The sequence below is a fragment of the Listeria aquatica FSL S10-1188 genome, assembly GCF_000525795.1.
GTDB classification, from domain to species: domain Bacteria; phylum Bacillota; class Bacilli; order Lactobacillales; family Listeriaceae; genus Listeria; species Listeria aquatica.
In genome coordinates this window covers 45,743-64,536 of record NZ_AOCG01000010.1, presented here as the reverse complement: position 1 = coordinate 64,536, position 18,794 = coordinate 45,743, and the positions used below count along the sequence as shown (strand labels likewise).

The window sequence follows — 18,794 nt, the reverse complement described above, 5'->3', positions numbered from 1 at the left end:
CTTGTTAAATTATTTTCTACAAAGCAAGTCTATCATATTTATTTGTGACAATTGAAGTTAAAAAAGGAACACTAAATTACTTTAAAGAAACCAAATAAAAAACCCACTCCCTATATTCGGGAGCAGGTTCAAAAATGTAGTATTAACGTTTCGAGAACTGAGGTGCACGACGAGCTGCTTTAAGACCGTATTTCTTACGTTCCTTCATACGAGAATCACGAGTAAGAAGACCAGCTGATTTAAGAGCTGAACGGTATTCAGGTGCTACTTGAAGAAGTGCACGTGCCACGCCATGACGGATTGCACCAGCTTGACCAGTGTATCCACCACCGTGTACGTTTACTAGTACATCGTAGCTTCCTAAAGTTTCTGTTGCAACTAGTGGTTGCTTGATTACTTCGCGTAATGCTGCAAATGGGATATAATCTTCCCAGTCACGATTATTGATAACAACTTTGCCGTCGCCCGGTACTAAACGTACACGTGCTACTGAGCTTTTACGACGACCAGTTCCGTAATATTGTACTTCTGCCACTATTATTTCCCTCCTTTAATATTAACCGCGTAGTTCGTATGCTTCTGGTTTTTGTGCTGCATGTTCATGCACATCACCTGCATATACGTGTAATTTTTTGAATTGTTGACGTCCTAGAGAAGTTTTTGGAAGCATTCCTTTTACAGAAAGCTCGATTAGTTTCTCAGGATAGTTCGCACGCATTTCGCCTGCTGTACGAGATTTCAATCCGCCTGGATATTGCGAGTGACGGTAATAAATTTTATCCGTTGCTTTTTTACCAGTAAGACCTACCTTACCTGCATTAATTACAATTACAAAATCTCCAGTATCAACGTGTGGAGTAAATTGCGGTTTATTTTTGCCACGAAGAATAGATGCTACTTCGCTCGACAAACGACCTAGAGAAACATCAGTAGCGTCGATCACGTACCATTTACGTTCTACTTCGCCTTGTTTCGCCATATAAGTTGTACGCATGAGTTACCCTCCTAATAAATTAAAAATTGCGCCCGGAACCGTTCCTTGTTCCGAAACATCTTTATCTTACTTCTATTGTTTTTTCAACACAACAACCTTCCGGGGCTTATTGTGGGGTAAACAATACCATAGTCCATAATACAATTTCTGCCTTTAAAAGTCAATGAATTTCAGGAAAAAAGTCGGATGGGGAAACAAATTAAACTCCGCTTTCGCAGTACGCTATTTTCCGAATTCATCATAAAATACGTTCATCAAATATAAACCTTCCGGAGGTGCCGTTTTGCTTCGCAGCGCTTCTCTATTTTTAGCATCCAATGCTTTTTTTAAATCAATTAGCGAAAGCTTCCCCTGCCCCACATCCATAAGCGCTCCCGTTAGAATCCGCACCATGTTATACAAAAAGCCATCGCCACGATAAGTAATCGCAAAAAGTTCGTCATTCACTTGTTTCATTTCAATCTGATAAAGCGTTCGAACCTTATTCTCCATCTCCGTTCTCGCGCTACAAAATGTTGTGAAATCATGTTCCCCAAGCAGAATCGTGACCGCCTCTTCCATCTTCTGAAGATCGATCGAATAAGGAAAATGCCAAGCAAAGTGGCGCATAAACGGATCAAAAAGTCTTCCACGCTGAATCAGGTAACGATATTCTTTCCCAGTCGTATCAAAGCGAGCATGAAAATCCGAGTCCACGGCTTTAACCGACCGAAAACTGATATCCCGAGGCGTTCTCGTCTCAAGTGCCATTCGAAAAGAATCCCCAGGAATCTCAAGCGGAGAATCGAAATGAATAACCTGTCCTTTTGCGTGTACCCCAGCATCAGTCCGTCCTGAAGCCGTTACTCGAATAAATTCTCCTTTATGCATTTTTTGAAGAGCCTGTTCAATTTCGCTTTGCACTGTCCGCTTTTCTGGTTGAACTTGATAGCCAAAAAAGCCGCTTCCATCATAAGCGATAATCGCCTTATAGCGTGTCATGAATTGTTTTTCCTCCTAATTTCTAAAGAACCATAAAAGTACCGTTAAAATAACCAATGATACTAGTAAAAACGTATCTCGCCAGCGCCATTTTAACAATCTAAATTTTGTTCGTCCCTGGCCACCTCGATAGCCTCTCGCCTCCATCGCAATCGCCAAATCTTCCGCACGCTTAAACGCACTAATGAAAAGTGGAATCAAAAGTGGAACAATCGCCTTGATTCGTTCCGTAATTTTCCCACTTGTAAAGTCCACGCCGCGCGCCTTTTGTGCCTTCAAAATCTTCTCCGTTTCATCCATTAGTGTCGGAATGAACCGAAGTGAAATGCTCAGCATTAACGCCAGTTCATGAACTGGCAAGCGTAAAACGCGAAAAGGCATTAGAATCTTCTCCAGTCCATCTGTCAGCTCAATCGGGCTTGTTGTGAGCGTTAGTAACGTCGTCATGAAAACAATCAATACAAAGCGGCAAAAGATTTTAATACCGTTCAATAGTCCGAGTGTCGTAACTTTGATCGGGCCAAGCGCGAGCAAAGTATCTCCACCTTGTGTGAAAAAAAACTTGCAATAATAACGTAAGTAAAATCAAAATCATAATGGGCTGCAGTCCCTTTACAAAAAACATAAAAGGAACCTTTGAACTAAAAACTAAATAAAGCACATAGGCAAATAAAAATAAGTAAGTTAGCCAGTTGTTGGCCATAAAGACAATGACAATAAAGTACATCACCGCCGTGATCTTAGCCCGCGGATCAATACTATGAAGCCAAGAATTTCCTGGGATATAACGTCCCAAAATCATTTTATCCATCATAGTGGATTCCTGCCTTCAGGTAAAAACCGCATCATTTCTTCCAAAAGCTCATCCATGTTTAGGCAAACTTTAGAAAAAGAAACCGAAAATTTCTTTTCAAAGTCTCGTTGAAAACGAACAACCTCAGGAACAAGCAGTCCAAGTTCAGATAAGCGTTCAGACTCCTGGAAAATTTCACGAGGTGTGCCAATCTGGTCCACTGTTCCCTCTTTCATCAACACGATTTTTTCAGCATACTGAGCGGCATCCTCCATGCTGTGAGTCACAAGCACAGTAGTCAAATTTTTTCGTTCATGAAGCGCGTAAAACATTTCCATGATTTCTCTTCGACCACTTGGATCTAATCCTGCTGTGGGTTCATCCAAAACTAAAACTTCTGGTTCCATCGCAAGCACGCCTGCAATCGCAACGCGGCGCATCTGTCCTCCTGAAAGTTCAAATGGCGAGCGTTCCAAGATATCTTCTGTAAGTCCAACCTCGTGAATGACTTCCCGGGCACGCTTTTCCGCTTCTTCTAGCGGGACACCGAAATTTAACGGGCCAAAACAAATATCTTTTTGTACCGTTTCTTCAAATAACTGCGCTTCTGGAAACTGAAAGACAATCCCCACTTTCTTGCGAATGTTTTTCAATTTTTTCTGCTTTTCACCAGCTAAAATTTCCCGGTTGAATATTGTGATTTTCCCTTCTGTCGGGAGCAGGAGCGCATTCAAATGTTGCAAAAGCGTTGATTTTCCAGATCCAGTGTGCCCAACGATCGCGGTATAACTCCCATCTTCAAACGAAACGGTAACATCTTCTAAAGCCCGTTTTTCAAAAGGACTATTCTTTTGATAACAAAAACCTAATTGTTCGAGTTTAATCGCCATAATAATTCAAGCAATGCTCCTTCCGAAAGAATCGGCTCATCAATTTGAATGCCGCGTTCCGAGAGTTTTTCTTCCAGTTCAACGATAAACGGAACGCCAAGACCGATTCGCTTCATCTCTTCAGGTGCTTCAAAAATTTCCTGCGGCGTTCCTTCTTTGAATCTTTTTCCTTCATTCATCACAATTACACGATCCGCATAAAGTACTTCATCAAGGTCATGCGTAATTGAAATAACAGTAATTTCTTCGCGCTCGCGCAAATTTCGTATCGTTGCCATTACTTCTGCTCGTCCACGCGGATCTAGCATCGAAGTCGCCTCATCCAAAATAATCACATCAGGCTGGAGGGCAAGCACACCCGCAATCGCAACACGTTGTTTTTGACCGCCAGAAAGTCTTGCTGGTTCATGCAGGGCATAATCCGTCATCCCGACTTCACGAAGTGCCTCTTCCACTCGCTTGACCATTTCTTCATGTGGTACCCCATGATTTTCCAATCCAAAAGCTACATCGTCTTGGACCGTTGCGCCCACAAATTGATTATCTGGATTTTGGAAAACCATTCCCACTTGTTTGCGAATTTCCCATATCGTCGTTTCACTTAACGCAAAGTGACCAATCTTGATTAAGCCGCTTTCAGGGAAGAGTAACCCGTTAAGTAGCTTAGCAAGTGTTGATTTCCCCGAACCGTTATGGCCGACAAGCGCAAGCCATTCGCCTTTTTTTACAGAGAAAGTCACATCTTCTACCGCAAAATTATCTTCTTCTTCATATTTATAAAAAACGTGCTCTAAACGCACAAAATCTTCTGACAAGCCTCGCACCCCATTTCAAATGGTTAACACCTATTTATTATAGTATAAAGCCAATTCTTAAGCAAAGCTTGTTTTTTTCTTTTGAAAGCGGGAAAATAAAGGGAGATGAGGAGTGATTTTATGTGGCTTGAATTTTTATTACGCTTAACTGTCGCAGGAATTTTAGGAGGTATCATCGGGCTCGATCGTGAACTTCGAGCAAAAGAAGCCGGCTTTAGGACGCATTTTCTAGTTTCGCTCGGCAGCGCTCTAATCATGATTGTTTCTCAATATGGCTTTTTCGGCGTAACTGGTCATGCTAACGTTTCATTTGACCCCAGCCGTGTAGCGGCTCAAGTCGTTAGCGGAATTGGTTTTATCGGTGCCGGAACTATTATTATTCAAAAGCAATTTGTTCGTGGTTTAACCACCGCTGCTGGCCTCTGGGCAACTTCTGGCATTGGACTTGCCACTGGAGCTGGTCTATATACACTTGGCGTCGGTGCAACGGTACTTACATTAATTGGACTTGAGGCACTAAGTTTCTTTAGTAAATCTGTTGGATTTCACACTGTTCTCTTAATCTATTCAACGAACGATAAAAGTAACTTGGCTGCTATTACGAATTATCTGCATGAGCACGACTACTTGATCTCTACATATGAGACAAAACGCGAGCCTTTCGGTGATGTTGATGCTTATCAAGTAACCATGCAAATTAAGTCAAAATCCATTCAAGAAGAAAGAGAAATCTTTCAATATATCCAAAATTTGCCCCATGTGACAATCGAACGAATGGAATGAAAAGCAAATAGCCACTAGGATTAATTAAAATTATCCTAGTGGCTATTTACATAAAAAAACTCAAAGCACATACACACTTTGAGCGAATCGAAAACAAAAAAAGCCTGCGCTCCCCGCGAGATACTCGCAGGGAACACACAGAGCTAGACAAGACAAAGAATGGTGCTTTCGCTTATCATCACACTCTACTTGCTTTAAAGTTCATTATTAAACTAGTTCAATGATAACCATTGGCGCTCCGTCACCACGACGAGGGCCTTTTTTATAGATACGAGTGTATCCACCTTGACGTTCTGCATAACGTGGTGCAACATCGTCAAATAGTTTTTGAAGTGCATAAACAGCTTGGTTTTTCTTACCGCCGTCTTTTGCATCAACTTGTTTAACACTAGCTACTTCATGACGAATGAATGCCGCAGCCTGACGACGAGCGTGCAAGTCACCTTTTTTACCAGAAGTAATAAGACGATCTACAACTTTACGAACTTCTTTAGCACGTGTTTCAGTTGTTTCGATACGTTCATGAATGATTAAATCCGTTGCAAGATCACGAAGCAATGCTTTACGTTGTGCACTTGTACGGCCTAATTTTCTGTAACCCATGGAATTCCCTCCTTACATTTCTAATCAGTTTTCGTTGCGAAGACCTAAGCCAAGATCAGCCAGTTTCACTTTTACTTCTTCTAAAGATTTACGACCCAAGTTACGAACTTTCATCATATCATCTTCAGATTTGTCAGCGAGTTCTTGAACTGTATTGATTCCAGCACGTTTTAGACAGTTATAAGAACGAACCGATAAGTCAAGTTCTTCAATTGTCATTTCAAGTACTTTTTCTTTATGGCTTTCTTCTTTTTCAATCATGATCTCAGCTTTTTGCGCTTCATCTGTTAAGTTAACGAAAATGCTCAAGTGCTCAGAAAGAATTTTTGCGCCAAGTGACACAGCTTCTTCTGGACTGATACTTCCGTCAGTTAGAACATCAAAAGTCAGCTTATCATAATTTGTAGATTGACCAACACGTGTATTCTCAACTTGGTAGTTCACACGAATTACCGGCGAGAAAATTGAATCTATCGGAAGGACACCGATAGGCATGCTTTCACGTTTGTTTTGATCAGCCGGCGTATAACCGCGGCCACGAGCAGCGTTAAGGCGAACATGAAATTTCGCGTTGTCGCTCAACGTTGCAATGTGAAGATCTGGATTCAAAATTTCGACATCACTATCATAATTAATATCTCCAGCTGTTACAACACCAGGTCCTTGTATATCAATCTCTAATGTTTTTTCTTCATCAGAGTAAACTTTAAGTGCCAGTTTTTTGATATTCAAAATTATGGTTGTCACATCTTCAACTACACCTTCAATTACAGAAAACTCATGTAAAGCTCCATCAATTTGAATGGACGTTACAGCAGCGCCTGGAAGTGAAGATAATAGAATACGACGTAAGGAGTTACCCAAAGTTGTACCATATCCACGCTCAAGTGGTTCTACAACAAACTTTCCATATTTGGCATCATCGCTGATCTCAATCGTCTCGATTTTTGGCTTTTCAATTTCGATCATTCAAATATACCCTCCTTCAAAACGTCTTATTTCAGAAACCTAGTCGAACCTCAATTGTGCTTCAAAATATCGCTGTTTTAAAAGTTGCGCACAAAGACGACTACTTATACACGACGACGTTTTGGAGGACGACATCCATTGTGAGGAACTGGAGTAACATCTTTAATTGCAGTAACTTCAAGACCTGCAGCTTGAAGAGCACGAATAGCTGCTTCACGACCTGCACCAGGACCTTTAACTGTTACTTCAAGAGATTTAAGACCATGTTCCATCGCTGCTTTTGCTGAAGTTTCTGCTGCCATTTGAGCTGCAAAAGGAGTAGATTTACGAGAACCTTTAAAGCCTAAAGCACCAGCACTAGACCACGATAAAGCATTACCATGTGTATCAGTAATCGTTACAATTGTATTATTAAATGTAGAACGAATGTGTGCAATACCATTTTCGATATTCTTTTTCACACGACGTTTACGAGTGTTTGTTTTACGTGCCATTCACTAATTACCTCCTTTACTATTCGTTTATTTCTTCTTACCTGCGACAGTCTTAGAAGGACCTTTACGAGTACGCGCATTATTTTTCGTATTTTGTCCGCGAACAGGAAGTCCACGACGGTGACGCATACCGCGGTAAGAACCGATTTCGATTAGACGTTTAATGTTTAAGTTCACTTCACGACGAAGATCCCCCTCAACTTTAATACGGTCTACGATTTCACGGATTTTACCTAATTCTTCTTCACTTAAATCTCTCGTACGAACATCTTCAGAAACGCCTGCTTCTTCCAAGACTTTAGCAGCTGTTGCTTTTCCGATACCGTAGATGTAAGTTAGTGAGATCACGATACGTTTTTCACGTGGAACATCCACACCTGCAATACGTGCCATCTAATCAAGCACCTCCTTATTTTCTATAATCAACCTTGTTTTTGTTTATGCTTAGGGTTTTCACAGATTACCATAACTTTACCTTTACGACGAATAACTTTACATTTTTCGCACATAGGTTTAACAGATGGTCTTACTTTCATTCCATATACCTCCTTGTTTACTAGAGAAAATGTCTCTATAAACCGATAACTACTAAGCTGGCGAACCAGACCGGTATATAAATTCAATTTCGGAGTGCAAATTATTTAAAACGATAAGTGATTCTTCCACGAGTCAGATCGTATGGGGAAAGTTCAACAGTTACTTTATCCCCTGGTAAAATACGGATGTAGTGCATACGAATTTTACCTGAAACAGTGGCAAGCACTTCATGCCCATTTTCGAGTTCAACTTTAAACATTGCGTTAGGCAAAGTTTCTTGTACTACGCCTTCAACTTCTATTACATCTTCTTTAGCCATATGTTCGCTACCTCCTTCTCGGTTACTAGACCACTTGGTTCCGATTTTATCAGTGTAAAAACTTGATTACATGAAAAAACGTGAAAAGAGATCTGCTTCTATCATTTCAAAAAGCCGACCTGCCTTTAGACAACCTGAAAAGTGAAATCCGTAATCCGGAAAACTTGAGTGCAAAGACTAAAGTTCGGTTTAGCAAATGTTTCGGATAATCCTCAAATGGTTCTCTCGTTCATCATGATTTGCAAAAATGCTTATATTCCACTGCCAATTATCCATTATACTACAAACCAACAGGATTTGCACGTTTAAATTCTCGGCAGTGTTCAAGCCTTTCTCCTTTAAAAAGAAGCAAGAATTTGATCTACATCAAGAAAAACTTTATTAATCTCTTGTTCGCCATTAATACTATGAAGTTTACCTGTTTTCGTGTAAAAATCAAGCAAAGGTTTCGTCTGTTTCAAATTCACATTTAATCGATTTTCAACGGTTTCCTTTTTATCGTCTTCACGTTGATAAAGTTCAGAACCATCGACGTCGCATTTTCCAGCTACTTTTGGCGGGTTATAGAGCTCATGATATGTTCTGCCACAAGTTGGACAGATCCAGCGTCCCGTAAGACGTTTCATAAGAGATTCTTTTGGTACATCAATATTGATGACCGCATCAAGTTCAGTCCCAAAGTCACTTAAAATACGTTCAAGCTCTTCAGCTTGAGCAACAGTTCTTGGAAAACCATCTAGGAGAAAACCATTTTTTGCATCATCTTGAGCTAGACGTTCGCGAACAATACCATTTGTCACTTCATCAGGAACTAAGTCACCTTTATCCATATAAGATTTAGCTTCAAGTCCTAGTTCAGTTTCATCTTTCATTGCTTGACGAAACATATCTCCTGTTGAGATGTGGGGAATATGATATTTTTCAACAATTTTCTCGGCTTGTGTACCTTTACCGGCACCAGGAAGGCCCATTAATACTAGTTTCAATTGATTCGCTCCTTGTACCCGCAAGGCAGACCTGCTAGGAAAACCATAGCAAGTGCCCGCGCGTTATTTGATGAATCCTCGATAATTCCGTTTAACCAGTTGCCCTTCCAATTGTTTCGTTGTATCAAGTGCTACCCCGATAACGATTAGAAGACTCGTGCCACCGATTGCGAGCGTTTGAGGTAATCCAAATGCTGTCGTTCCGATTGTCGGAATGATTGCAACTGCGGCAAGGAATAAGGCTCCGATGAAGGTTAAGCGATAAAGTACCGAAGTAAGATAAGCTTGTGTTTCCCTTCCCGGACGTTTACTTGGAATATATCCACCTTGCTTTTTCAAGTTATCTGCCACTTTTTCAGGGTTAACTTGGATAAAAGCGTAAAAATAAGTGAATGCGATGATCAGAGCTACATACAAGACCATGCCAATCGGTTTTGTATAATCAAATACGTTTTTGAGTACAGATACAACACCGTTACTACTATCAAAGAACGTCAAGATCGTTTGCGGTGTGATAATAAAAGCACTCGCAAAGATTACTGGAATAACCCCAGCAGAGTTCAATTTTAGTGGTAAGTGAGTAGCTTGCGCACCCGCTTGCTTATTTCCAGCTACACGTTTTGAATACTGGATCGGAATTTTACGTAGTGCTTGTTGGAAGTAAATAACTACAACAACAATTAGAAGCGCAGCAAGTGCAATTCCAGCAAGAACTAAGATGTGAAGGAAAAGTTGATCGCCAGCATCTTCAATTTGTTGAACGTAAACTTGACGAATTCCATCTGGAATACGAGCTACGATTCCCGCGAAAATGATAATGGAAATCCCGTTTCCGACACCTTTAACCGTAATTTGTTCACCAAGCCACATTAAAAACATTGTTCCTGTTGTAAGCACAATCGCAACTACGATGTACTGCGCTACAGAAGCGTTGAAGATAAGTGTGGACCCTGACAAACGGTTAAATCCGTAAGCCATACCGAAGGCTTCAATAAGTCCCAAACCAATTGTCAAATAACGCGTCAATTGATTGAGTTTTTTACGTCCCATTTCACCTTGTTTAGACCACTCAGTGAGTTTTGGAACAACATCCATTTGTAAAAGCTGTACAATGATGGATGCAGTGATGTAAGGCATAACCCCCATCGCAAGAACGGAGAAATTTTTAAGTGCCCCACCATTAAAGGTGTTTAAGAACCCAAAAATACCGCCTTCCATTGTTTGTTGCAATGCCGCTGCATTCACCCCAGGCACAGGTATGAATGTTCCAATACGGAAAATGATAAGCATCGCAAGAGTGAAGAAAATCTTATTCCGAATATCTTTGACACGGAAAAAGTTTACTAACGTTTGAAACATTAGATCACCTCAGCTTTTCCGCCGGCAGCTTCGATTGCTTCCTTAGCTGCTGCAGAAAACTTATTAGCTTTCACTGTAAGTTTCTTCTCAATAGATCCATTCGAAAGGATTTTAATACCAGATTTAGCATTGTTCACAACACCTGTTTCAATTAGAAGTTCAGGTGTTACTTCAGTGCCGTCTTCAAAACGGTTTAAAACATCTAAATTCACAATCGCGAATTCTTTACGGTTGATGTTTGTAAAACCGCGTTTAGGCAAACGACGGAAAAGTGGAAGTTGTCCACCTTCAAATCCTAAACGTACGCCACCGCCTGAACGAGCTTTTTGCCCTTTATGTCCACGGCCGGCAGTTTTTCCGTTACCAGAGCCTGTTCCACGACCAACACGATTGCGCTCTTTGCGCGAACCTTCTGCAGGTTTTAATTCGTGAAGTTTCATGTTCAAGCACCTCCTCCTATTTCTTCTTTATTTCATTAAATATACTAGCTTAAACTTCTTTTACGTCTAGAAGATGACTAACTTTGTTAATCATCCCACGAATTGCAGGATTATCTTCTTTAACGACAACGGAATGTGTCTTGCGAAGGCCTAGTGCCTTTACAGTTTCACGTTGATCTCCGGGACGACCGATTAAGCTACGTTTTAGAGTAAGTTCTAATTTAGCCATAATGATAATTCCCTCCTTATCCTAACAATTCTTCAACTGTTTTACCGCGAAGTTTAGCTACTTCTTCAGCTTTTTTAAGTTGTTTAATTCCATCGATTGTCGCACGAACCATGTTGATTGGCGTGTTTGATCCAAGTGATTTAGAAGACACATCCGCAACCCCAGCAAGCTCAAGTACGGCACGAACTGGACCACCAGCCGTTACCCCAGAACCGGCATTTGCTGGTTTAAGTAGGATTTCTCCACCACCAAAGTGACCAACTACTGTGTGAGGAATTGTAGTTCCAACAGTTGGTACAAACACCATATTTTTCTTAGCGTCTTCGACAGCTTTGCGGATCGCATCTGGAACTTCTTGCGCTTTACCAGTACCGAATCCAACATGACCGTTTTTATCGCCAACAACCACAAGTGCTGTAAAACGGAATCGACGTCCACCTTTTACAACTTTAGCAACACGGTTGATTGTAACAACGCGTTCTTCTACATCTAATTTGTTTCCATCAATAATTTCAGCCATCTAAGTTTTCCCTCCTTCTTTATTAGAATTCTAATCCATTTTCGCGAGCTGCATCAGCGAGCGCTTTAACACGGCCATGGTACAAGTACCCTCCGCGGTCGAAAACAACTGCAGAAATTCCTTTTTCAGAAGCACGTTTTGCAACTAATTCGCCAACCTTGCTAGCAGCGTCAACTTTTGATTCAGCAGAACCAAAGTCTTTATCTAAATTCGAAGCACTTACAAGTGTTACACCATTTACGTCATCAACTAGTTGAGCGTAGATATTTTTATTAGAACGGAAAACGTTTAGACGAGGACGGCTTTCAGTTCCAGTAATTTTAGAGCGAACACGAGCATGTCTTTTTTTTACGAACTTTATTTTTATCGATTTTAGTAATCACACGACTCACCTCTTCTCTTATCGCTTACGCGGCATTATTTACCAGTTTTACCTTCTTTGCGGCGTACATATTCGCCTTCATAGCGGATACCTTTACCTTTATATGGTTCAGGCGGACGTACAGCACGAATATTAGCAGCAAGTTCACCAACGTGTTCTTTGTTGAAGCCTTTTACGATTACTTTTGTATTCGCAGGCACTTCAATTTCGACACCTTTTGGCGCTTCAAATTCGACTGGATGGGAATACCCTACGTTAAGAACAAGTTTTGAACCTTGTTTTTGAGCACGGTAACCGACACCGACTAATTCAAGTGATTTTTCGTAGCCCTCTGAGACTCCAACAACCATGTTATTTAGGACTGCACGAGTCGTACCATGGAGAGCACGGTGATTTTTATTGTCAGATGGACGTGAAACGTTAATTTCACTTCCTTCGATTTCAATTTTAATCTCAGGATTGAACTCTCTTACAAGTTCACCCTTAGGACCTTTAACTGTTGCCTTATTTCCATCAAGTGTAACTGTTACACCAGCAGGAATTGTAATAGGCTTTTTACCGATACGGGACATTGTCGCACCTCCTTATGAATAAAATTTTACCAAACGTATGCAAGTACTTCTCCGCCCACTTGTTTAGCGCGAGCTTCTTTGTCAGTTAGGACACCTTGAGAAGTAGATACGATTGCAATACCTAAGCCATTAAGAACTTTTGGTACCTCGTTCGATTTAGCATAAACACGAAGCCCTGGCTTACTGATACGTTTAAGACCAGTGATTACGCGTTCGCCAGATGGACTATATTTCAAGAAAACACGAATTGTGCCTTGCTTTTCATCTTCAATATACTCAACGTCACGGATAAAACCTTCACGTTTTAAGATTTCAGCAATTTCTTTTTTGATTTTCGATGCAGGCAATTCTAATTTGTCATGTTTTACCATGTTCGCATTACGGATACGAGTTAGAAAATCTGCAATTGGATCTGTCATCACCATGTGTTATTATCCTCCTTCCTTAAACTTAGGTTTACCAGCTTGCTTTTTTAACGCCAGGAATTTGACCTTTATAGGCAAGTTCGCGGAAACAAATACGGCATAATTTAAATTTGCGAATAACGGAATGTGGACGTCCACAACGTTCGCAACGAGTATAACCTTGAACTGCGAATTTTGGTTCGCGTTTTTGCTTAGCGATCATTGATTTTTTAGCCACGTTTTCGCCTCCCTACTTTAATTATTGATTATTTTTGAAACGGCATTCCAACTTGAGTTAATAACTCACGGGATTCTTCGTCAGTTTTTGCAGTTGTAACAATAACAACATCCATACCACGAACTTTAGAAACTTTATCATAATCAATTTCAGGGAAAATCAATTGTTCTCTCACACCCAGCGTGTAGTTACCGCGGCCGTCGAAAGCTTTTTTCGAAACCCCACGGAAGTCACGAACACGTGGAAGTGAAACATTAATCAATTTGTCTAAGAAATCATACATACGGTCACCACGAAGCGTTACTTTCGCACCGATTGGCATTCCTTCACGAAGACGGAATCCAGCGATCGAATTTTTAGCTTTTGTGATAACTGGTTTTTGACCAGTGATTAATGCAAGTTCTTCAACAGCACTGTCAAGAACTTTAGCGTTTGCCACTGCATCACCAACACCAGTGTTGATTACGATTTTTTCAATTTTAGGTACTTCCATAACAGAAGAATAGTTAAACTTGCTCATCATACCAGGAACAATTTCCTTAAGATAGCGATCTTTAAGGCGATTCATGTAATGTTGCCTCCTTCCTCAATTACTTAAATTATTTATCGATGACTTCACCGGATTTTTTAGCTACACGTACTTTTTTTATCGCCTTTTACTTCATAGCTCACACGTGTTGGCTCGCCTGATTTAGGGTCGATAAGCATTACGTTAGATACGTGAATTGGTGCTTCAACATTCAAGATTCCACCTTGTGGATTGATATTGGAAGGTTTCGTATGTTTTTTCACCATGTTGATTCCTTCAACAATTACACGATCTTTTTTTGGGAATGCAGCAAGAACTTTGCCGGATTTGCCTTTATCTTTACCAGTAATAACTTGTACTTTATCACCTTTTTTGACATGCATTAGTCTTAGCACCTCCTTGGTTTGAAACTTGTTTATTAAAGAACTTCTGGAGCTAAAGAAACGATTTTCATGAAGTTGTTTTCACGAAGTTCGCGAGCAACAGGTCCAAAAATACGTGTTCCACGAGGACTTTTATCATCACGGATAATGACACATGCATTTTCATCAAATTTGATGTAAGAACCATCTTGACGACGTGCTCCACTCTTAGTACGAACGATTACTGCTTTAACGACTTCGCCTTTTTTGACAACGCCACCTGGTGTTGCTTGTTTAACAGTACATACAACAACATCACCAATGTTAGCAGTTTTGCGTCCTGATCCACCTAGCACTTTAATTGTTAGTACTTCACGTGCGCCAGAGTTATCAGCCACTTTCATACGACTTTCTTGTTGAATCATTAGGACACCCTCCTTCCAGAATAACAGGTAAGAGAAACATCTTGATCTCTCACTATTTTATAAAACTATTAAATAATTACTGCTTCTTCTACTACTTCTAGTAAACGGAAATGTTTAGTTGAAGATAGAGGGCGAGTTTCCATGATACGAACGATATCGCCAGTTTTTGCAGTGTTATTTTCATCATGAGCTTTGAATTTCTTCGAATACTTCACGCGTTTACCATACAAACCATGCTTTTTGTATGTTTCAACAACTACAGTAATCGTTTTATCCATTTTGTCGGATACAACGCGACCTGTATAGACTTTACGTTGATTACGGTCAGCCATGTATTAAAACCTCCTTATTAATTTCGTCTTAAGCAAGTTCTCTTTCTTTCACAATTGTTTTCATACGAGCAATGGATTTACGTACTTCTTTAATGCGAGCAGTATTTTCCAATTGTCCTGTAGCTAATTGAAAGCGCAAGTTGAAAAGCTCTTCCTTTAGCGCTTTTTCTTGATCTTGGATTTCGGTAGTGGATAGTTCACGGATATCTTTAGCTTTCATTTGCTTCACCACCAATTTCTTCACGTTTTACGATCTTTGTTTTGACCGGCAGTTTGTGTGATGCAAGGCGCAACGCTTCACGCGCAACTTCCTCAGGCACACCTGCGATTTCAAACATAATTTTGCCACGTTTAACTGGACTTACCCAGCCTTCCGGAGCACCTTTACCTTTACCCATCCGAACTCCGATTGGTTTAGATGTGTAAGATTTATGAGGGAAAATTTTAATCCAAACTTTACCGCCACGTTTCATGTAACGAGTCATTGCGATACGAGCAGCTTCGATTTGACGGTTTGTGATCCAAGAAGCTTCAACAGCTTGAAGACCATATTCACCAAATGCAACTTCTGTGCCGCCTTTCGCACGACCGCGCATATTTCCACGGAATTCACGACGGTATTTTACACGTTTAGGGACTAACATAATTATTTTCCTCCTTCCACATTGTTTTTCTTCGTTGGAAGGACTTCACCACGGTAGATCCAAACTTTAACGCCTAGTTTACCATAAGTTGTATCTGCTTCTTCCCATGCATAATCGATATCAGCACGAAGAGTATGAAGCGGTACAGTTCCTTCGCTATAGTGTTCAGCACGAGCAATATCAGCTCCGCCAAGACGACCAGATACTTGAGTTTTAATTCCTTTCGCACCAGCACGCATTGTACGTTGGATAGCTTGTTTTTGTGCACGACGGAAAGAAACACGTCCTTCAAGTTGTCTTGCAATGTTTTCAGCAACAAGTTTTGCGTCTAGATCAGCACGTTTGATTTCAACGATATTGATGTGGACACGTTTATCTGTTAAATCGTTTAGGGCTTTACGAAGCGCTTCAACTTCTGAACCACCTTTACCGATTACCATACCAGGTTTAGCTGTATGAATAGTGATATTCACACGGTTAGCAGCACGTTCGATCTCAACACGCGAAACGGAAGCATCAGCCAAGCGTTTAGCAATGTAATCACGAATGCGCAAATCTTCATGTAAGAAATTAGCGTAATCTTTTTCAGCGTACCATTTTGAATCCCAGTCACGAATGACACCGATACGCATACCAATTGGATGTATTTTTTGACCCAACGTTTATCCCTCCTTCACTTCAGATACCACAACAGTGATGTGGCTTGTACGTTTATTGATTGCACTTGCACGACCTTGTGCACGTGGACGGAAACGTTTAAGTGTCGGACCTTCATCAACGAAAGCTTCCGAAACCACTAGGTTGTTTACGTCTAAATCATAGTTATGTTCAGCGTTTGCCATAGCAGATTTCAATACTTTTTCAATAACTGGTGAAGCTGCTTTTGGAGTAAACTTCAAAATTGCAATTGCTTCGCCAACTTGCTTGCCTCGGATTAAATCAATAACGATTCTCGCTTTACGAGGAGCAATACGTACCGTTTTGGCAACGGCTTTTGCACTTGTAATTTCACTTGCCATTTAGATATCCTCCTCTCGAAATTATCGTTTTGTTTTTTTTGTCGTCTCCCGCGTGTCCACGGTAAGTACGAGTTGGTGCAAATTCACCTAATTTGTGTCCAACCATATCTTCTTGAACATAAACAGGAACATGTTTGCGTCCATCATATACAGCAATTGTTTGACCTACGAATACTGGAAAAATAGTGGAACGACGCGACCAAGTCTTAATTACTTGTTTCTTGTCACTTTCATTTGCTGCTTCCACTTTCTTCATCAAATGTTCATCGACAAAAGGTCCTTTCTTTAAGCTACGACCCATGACGGAACCTCCCTTCGTATAGCTAGGAAGCCGGAGTTTAGCCTCCGCAAACTCCCTGCTATCAAAATTAACGTAATTTTATCCCAGATCTTATTTACCTTTACGACGACGTACGATAAATTTATCGGAGTTGTTGTTTTTCTTACGAGTTTTATATCCAAGTGTTGGTTTGCCCCAAGGAGACATTGGAGATTTACGTCCGATCGGTGCTTTACCTTCACCACCACCATGTGGGTGATCGTTAGGGTTCATAACCGAACCACGAACAGTTGGGCGTTTACCCATCCAACGCGAACGTCCAGCTTTACCAATGTTGATAAGTTCATGTTGCTCATTACCAACTTGACCGATTGTAGCACGGCAAGTAGCAAGAATCATACGAACTTCACCAGATTTAAGACGTACAAGAACGTATTTACCTTCTTTACCTAGAATTTGAGCGCTTGCTCCAGCAGAACGAACAAGTTGTCCGCCTTTCCCAGGTTTAAGTTCGATATTGTGGACAACAGTACCCACTGGAATATCTTTAAGTTCTAAAGCATTTCCGATTTTGATATCAGCTTCTGCTCCAGAATGAATTGTTTGGCCAACTTCCAGGCCTTTCGCTGCGATGATGTAGCGTTTTTCTCCATCAGCGTAGTGAACGAGTGCAATATTAGCCGAGCGGTTTGGATCGTATTCGATTGTAGCGATACGTCCAGGAACGCCATCTTTATTACGTTTAAAATCGATCACACGGTATTGACGTTTATGACCGCCACCGTGATGACGAACAGTTAACTTACCTTGGTTGTTACGACCAGCTTTCTTTTTCATAGGACGTAGCAAAGATTTTTCTGGAGTACTTGTCGTAATCTCAGCAAAATCAGAACTTGTCATATGACGGCGGCCGTTTGTGGTAGGTTTGTACTTTTTAATCGCCATTTTTTTCCCTCCTCGTTAGATTTTATTCAAAAATGTTCGTATTAAACTTCAAAGAATTGAATTTCTTTACTATCATTACTCAAAGTTACGATTGCTTTACGACGCTTGTTCGTATAACCAACATAACGACCCATGCGTTTTTTCTTCCCTTTGTAGTTCATAACGTTTACTTTCGTTACTTCAACTTCAAAGATTTCTTCAATTGCATGTTTGATTTGAGTTTTTGTAGCACGAGTGTCTACTTCAAAAGTGTATTTCTTGTCATCAAGAACACTAGTAGATTCCTCAGTGACAACCGGGCGCTTAATGATGTCGCGTGCATCCATTATGCAAGCACCTCCTCTATCTTTTGAACAGCTGCTTGTGTGACAATGAGTTTATCATGTCCAGCAACTTCTAGTACTGAGATACTTTCAGCCGGAATAACAGTAATGCCTTGGATGTTGCGTGCAGAAAGTTCGATATTTTCGCTTTCAGAAGCAACGACAACAAGAGCTTTTGTATCTACAGAGATATTTTTAAGGAAAGCCGCAAATTCTTTTGTTTTTGGCGTTTCAAATGCTAGATCTTCAAGTACTACGATATCATTATCAAGTACTTTTGAAGATAAGATCGATTTGATCGCTAAACGGCGAACTTTCTTCGGCAATTTGTATGCGTACGAACGAGGAGTTGGTCCAAATACAGTACCACCACCACGCCATTGCGGCGAACGGATCGAACCTTGACGAGCACGACCAGTACCTTTTTGACGCCATGGTTTACGACCACCACCACGTACTTCAGAACGATTTTTTACTTTATGAGTCCCTTGACGTAAGGAAGCTCTTTGGCTCAAAATAACGTCGACAACAACTTTTTCGTTTGGTTCAACACCGAAAACAGCATCGTTCAACGTGATTTCGCCAGCTTGTGATCCATCTTGTTTAAGTAAGCTTAGTTTTGGCATT

At 40.7% G+C, this 18,794-nt stretch carries 31 protein-coding genes and 3 pseudogenes; 1 reads left to right on the top strand and 33 read right to left on the bottom strand.

The features are described from left to right. Window positions 1-142: 142 nt before the first annotated feature. The 6 genes and pseudogenes from rpsI to MAQA_RS07910 form a co-directional block, all read right to left on the bottom strand. Window positions 143-535 (bottom strand): 30S ribosomal protein S9, encoded by a 393-nt coding sequence (gene rpsI, locus MAQA_RS07935; RefSeq protein ID WP_036072905.1) that lies wholly within the window; start codon window positions 533-535, stop codon window positions 143-145. Window positions 536-556: 21 nt separating this feature from the next. Continuing rightward, the gene (gene rplM, locus MAQA_RS07930; RefSeq protein ID WP_036072903.1) at window positions 557-994 is read right to left on the bottom strand and encodes a 50S ribosomal protein L13; all 438 of its coding nucleotides are present in this window, start codon (window positions 992-994) and stop codon (window positions 557-559) included. Between the two features lie 222 nt (window positions 995-1,216). Then, on the bottom strand, window positions 1,217-1,975 hold the full coding sequence (gene truA / locus MAQA_RS07925) for a tRNA pseudouridine(38-40) synthase TruA (RefSeq protein WP_036072901.1): 759 nt from the start codon (window positions 1,973-1,975) through the stop codon (window positions 1,217-1,219). Between the two features lie 15 nt (window positions 1,976-1,990). Beyond that, a pseudogene (locus tag MAQA_RS07920) lies at window positions 1,991-2,789 on the bottom strand (energy-coupling factor transporter transmembrane component T family protein). Continuing rightward, window positions 2,786-3,658: an energy-coupling factor ABC transporter ATP-binding protein gene (locus MAQA_RS07915; RefSeq protein ID WP_036072942.1), complete on the bottom strand. Its 873-nt coding sequence runs from the start codon at window positions 3,656-3,658 to the stop codon at window positions 2,786-2,788. The pseudogene MAQA_RS07920 and the gene MAQA_RS07915 overlap by 4 nt, the downstream one beginning before the upstream one ends. Continuing rightward, window positions 3,634-4,473 (bottom strand): energy-coupling factor ABC transporter ATP-binding protein, encoded by an 840-nt coding sequence (locus MAQA_RS07910; RefSeq protein WP_036072899.1) that lies wholly within the window; start codon window positions 4,471-4,473, stop codon window positions 3,634-3,636. The genes MAQA_RS07915 and MAQA_RS07910 overlap by 25 nt, the downstream gene beginning before the upstream one ends. A gap of 120 nt (window positions 4,474-4,593) precedes the next feature. Between MAQA_RS07910 and MAQA_RS07905 the strand changes: the two genes are divergently transcribed. Beyond that, entirely contained in the window at window positions 4,594-5,256 is a 663-nt protein-coding gene (locus tag MAQA_RS07905) for an MgtC/SapB family protein (RefSeq protein ID WP_036072897.1), read from the top strand. Window positions 5,257-5,463: 207 nt separating this feature from the next. On the opposite strand, the gene rplQ is transcribed toward MAQA_RS07905, so the two are convergent. From rplQ to rplD, 27 genes and pseudogenes are all read right to left on the bottom strand, one after another. After that, entirely contained in the window at window positions 5,464-5,859 is a 396-nt protein-coding gene (rplQ, locus tag MAQA_RS07900; RefSeq protein WP_036072895.1) for a 50S ribosomal protein L17, read from the bottom strand. A 24-nt stretch (window positions 5,860-5,883) separates the two neighbouring features. Then, window positions 5,884-6,828: a DNA-directed RNA polymerase subunit alpha gene (locus tag MAQA_RS07895; RefSeq protein ID WP_036072892.1), complete on the bottom strand. Its 945-nt coding sequence runs from the start codon at window positions 6,826-6,828 to the stop codon at window positions 5,884-5,886. A gap of 104 nt (window positions 6,829-6,932) precedes the next feature. Further along, window positions 6,933-7,322: a 30S ribosomal protein S11 gene (gene rpsK, locus MAQA_RS07890; RefSeq protein ID WP_036072890.1), complete on the bottom strand. Its 390-nt coding sequence runs from the start codon at window positions 7,320-7,322 to the stop codon at window positions 6,933-6,935. Window positions 7,323-7,349: 27 nt separating this feature from the next. Next, complete coding sequence (gene rpsM / locus MAQA_RS07885; protein WP_036072887.1) at window positions 7,350-7,715, bottom strand: 30S ribosomal protein S13; 366 nt, start codon at window positions 7,713-7,715, stop codon at window positions 7,350-7,352. 29 nt (window positions 7,716-7,744) lie between these two features. Continuing rightward, window positions 7,745-7,858, bottom strand: a complete 114-nt coding sequence (gene rpmJ, locus MAQA_RS07880) for a 50S ribosomal protein L36 (protein WP_003720928.1) — start codon at window positions 7,856-7,858, stop codon at window positions 7,745-7,747. 101 nt (window positions 7,859-7,959) lie between these two features. Beyond that, window positions 7,960-8,178 (bottom strand): translation initiation factor IF-1, encoded by a 219-nt coding sequence (infA, locus tag MAQA_RS07875; protein ID WP_036072884.1) that lies wholly within the window; start codon window positions 8,176-8,178, stop codon window positions 7,960-7,962. A 338-nt stretch (window positions 8,179-8,516) separates the two neighbouring features. Next, a complete protein-coding gene (locus MAQA_RS07870) occupies window positions 8,517-9,164 on the bottom strand; it encodes an adenylate kinase (RefSeq protein ID WP_036072941.1) in 648 nt (215 codons plus the stop codon). Between the two features lie 63 nt (window positions 9,165-9,227). Continuing rightward, window positions 9,228-10,523 (bottom strand): preprotein translocase subunit SecY, encoded by a 1,296-nt coding sequence (gene secY, locus MAQA_RS07865; protein ID WP_036072881.1) that lies wholly within the window; start codon window positions 10,521-10,523, stop codon window positions 9,228-9,230. Then, complete coding sequence (gene rplO / locus MAQA_RS07860) at window positions 10,523-10,963, bottom strand: 50S ribosomal protein L15 (RefSeq protein ID WP_036072879.1); 441 nt, start codon at window positions 10,961-10,963, stop codon at window positions 10,523-10,525. The genes secY and rplO overlap by 1 nt, the downstream gene beginning before the upstream one ends. Before the next feature lie 49 nt (window positions 10,964-11,012). Beyond that, on the bottom strand, window positions 11,013-11,192 hold the full coding sequence (gene rpmD, locus MAQA_RS07855; RefSeq protein WP_036072876.1) for a 50S ribosomal protein L30: 180 nt from the start codon (window positions 11,190-11,192) through the stop codon (window positions 11,013-11,015). A 16-nt stretch (window positions 11,193-11,208) separates the two neighbouring features. After that, a complete protein-coding gene (rpsE, locus tag MAQA_RS07850) occupies window positions 11,209-11,712 on the bottom strand; it encodes a 30S ribosomal protein S5 (RefSeq protein ID WP_036072874.1) in 504 nt (167 codons plus the stop codon). Window positions 11,713-11,734: 22 nt separating this feature from the next. Continuing rightward, window positions 11,735-12,095, bottom strand: a pseudogene (gene rplR / locus MAQA_RS07845) (50S ribosomal protein L18). Window positions 12,096-12,129: 34 nt separating this feature from the next. Beyond that, on the bottom strand, window positions 12,130-12,666 hold the full coding sequence (gene rplF, locus MAQA_RS07840; protein WP_036072870.1) for a 50S ribosomal protein L6: 537 nt from the start codon (window positions 12,664-12,666) through the stop codon (window positions 12,130-12,132). Window positions 12,667-12,692: 26 nt separating this feature from the next. Next, window positions 12,693-13,091: a 30S ribosomal protein S8 gene (rpsH, locus tag MAQA_RS07835; protein ID WP_036072868.1), complete on the bottom strand. Its 399-nt coding sequence runs from the start codon at window positions 13,089-13,091 to the stop codon at window positions 12,693-12,695. Between the two features lie 31 nt (window positions 13,092-13,122). Continuing rightward, complete coding sequence (locus MAQA_RS07830; protein ID WP_036072865.1) at window positions 13,123-13,308, bottom strand: type Z 30S ribosomal protein S14; 186 nt, start codon at window positions 13,306-13,308, stop codon at window positions 13,123-13,125. Window positions 13,309-13,336: 28 nt separating this feature from the next. Then, entirely contained in the window at window positions 13,337-13,876 is a 540-nt protein-coding gene (gene rplE, locus MAQA_RS07825) for a 50S ribosomal protein L5 (RefSeq protein ID WP_036072862.1), read from the bottom strand. Window positions 13,877-13,907: 31 nt separating this feature from the next. Continuing rightward, a pseudogene (rplX, locus tag MAQA_RS07820) lies at window positions 13,908-14,220 on the bottom strand (50S ribosomal protein L24). A 35-nt stretch (window positions 14,221-14,255) separates the two neighbouring features. Further along, the gene (rplN, locus tag MAQA_RS07815) at window positions 14,256-14,624 is read right to left on the bottom strand and encodes a 50S ribosomal protein L14 (protein WP_003723686.1); all 369 of its coding nucleotides are present in this window, start codon (window positions 14,622-14,624) and stop codon (window positions 14,256-14,258) included. Between the two features lie 68 nt (window positions 14,625-14,692). Then, window positions 14,693-14,956: a 30S ribosomal protein S17 gene (gene rpsQ, locus MAQA_RS07810; protein WP_036072860.1), complete on the bottom strand. Its 264-nt coding sequence runs from the start codon at window positions 14,954-14,956 to the stop codon at window positions 14,693-14,695. 28 nt (window positions 14,957-14,984) lie between these two features. Then, entirely contained in the window at window positions 14,985-15,176 is a 192-nt protein-coding gene (rpmC, locus tag MAQA_RS07805; RefSeq protein ID WP_036072858.1) for a 50S ribosomal protein L29, read from the bottom strand. After that, a complete protein-coding gene (rplP, locus tag MAQA_RS07800; protein ID WP_007474821.1) occupies window positions 15,166-15,600 on the bottom strand; it encodes a 50S ribosomal protein L16 in 435 nt (144 codons plus the stop codon). Before rplP ends, rpmC begins: the two co-directional genes overlap by 11 nt. 2 nt (window positions 15,601-15,602) lie before the next feature. After that, window positions 15,603-16,259 carry a 30S ribosomal protein S3 gene (gene rpsC / locus MAQA_RS07795; RefSeq protein ID WP_036072856.1) on the bottom strand — a complete coding sequence of 219 codons (657 nt, stop codon included), beginning with the start codon at window positions 16,257-16,259 and terminating at the stop codon, window positions 15,603-15,605. A gap of 3 nt (window positions 16,260-16,262) precedes the next feature. Next, a complete protein-coding gene (gene rplV, locus MAQA_RS07790; protein ID WP_036072854.1) occupies window positions 16,263-16,619 on the bottom strand; it encodes a 50S ribosomal protein L22 in 357 nt (118 codons plus the stop codon). Next, window positions 16,609-16,920, bottom strand: coding sequence for a 30S ribosomal protein S19 (rpsS, locus tag MAQA_RS07785; RefSeq protein WP_052008539.1), 312 nt, complete (start codon window positions 16,918-16,920; stop codon window positions 16,609-16,611). The genes rplV and rpsS overlap by 11 nt, the downstream gene beginning before the upstream one ends. Before the next feature lie 90 nt (window positions 16,921-17,010). After that, window positions 17,011-17,844 (bottom strand): 50S ribosomal protein L2, encoded by an 834-nt coding sequence (gene rplB, locus MAQA_RS07780; RefSeq protein ID WP_036072851.1) that lies wholly within the window; start codon window positions 17,842-17,844, stop codon window positions 17,011-17,013. 41 nt (window positions 17,845-17,885) lie between these two features. Further along, window positions 17,886-18,170, bottom strand: coding sequence for a 50S ribosomal protein L23 (gene rplW, locus MAQA_RS07775; protein ID WP_036072840.1), 285 nt, complete (start codon window positions 18,168-18,170; stop codon window positions 17,886-17,888). Further along, window positions 18,170-18,793, bottom strand: a complete 624-nt coding sequence (gene rplD / locus MAQA_RS07770; RefSeq protein ID WP_036072839.1) for a 50S ribosomal protein L4 — start codon at window positions 18,791-18,793, stop codon at window positions 18,170-18,172. Before rplD ends, rplW begins: the two co-directional genes overlap by 1 nt. Between the last annotated feature and the right edge of the window lies 1 nt (window position 18,794).